The organism is Paenibacillus sp. S29 (assembly GCF_049319765.1).
GTDB classification, from domain to species: domain Bacteria; phylum Bacillota; class Bacilli; order Paenibacillales; family Paenibacillaceae; genus Paenibacillus; species Paenibacillus polymyxa_B.
This window is the reverse complement of record NZ_JBMOUI010000079.1, coordinates 1-398: the sequence shown is the minus strand read 5'-3', so window position 1 is coordinate 398 and position 398 is coordinate 1. Positions and strand designations below refer to the sequence as shown.

General features: G+C 51.0%; 1 protein-coding gene. It reads right to left on the bottom strand.

The genetic code is table 11. The features are described 5' to 3' along the window. Positions 1-398, bottom strand: a 398-nt coding sequence (locus ACL9RM_RS26555; protein WP_414126710.1) for a condensation domain-containing protein, incomplete at both ends; no start/stop codon positions are given.

Sequence of the window (398 nt, the reverse complement as noted above, 5' to 3'; positions counted from 1 at the left end):
AGTACCGTATGCCGCTGCACCAATACATCCAAACTTGCCGCAAACGCATCAATATTAAAATGTCCTTGCAGATCAAAGGAGGCCTGTTCAAAATAAGCTCCTGATTGCGAATCCATCAGATTGTAAAAGAGCATGCCCTTTTGCATCGGCGTCAGCGCGTATACATTTTCCAGCTCACCGGTATGTGCCGCCTGTTTCGCAATTTGTTCCAGTTCTCTAGTCGTCAGACCTTTGAAGGACACATCACTCGGCGTCAGCTCCGGCTGTTCCTGAGCGACACAGTGCGTAATCACCTCTTGCAAAGCGGATTGCAGCAGGCTCGCCACACGTTCCAGCGTTTCTTGGCGATACTGCTTACGGCTGTAAGCGATCGTCAAGCGCAGCGTGCCTTCCGAGAT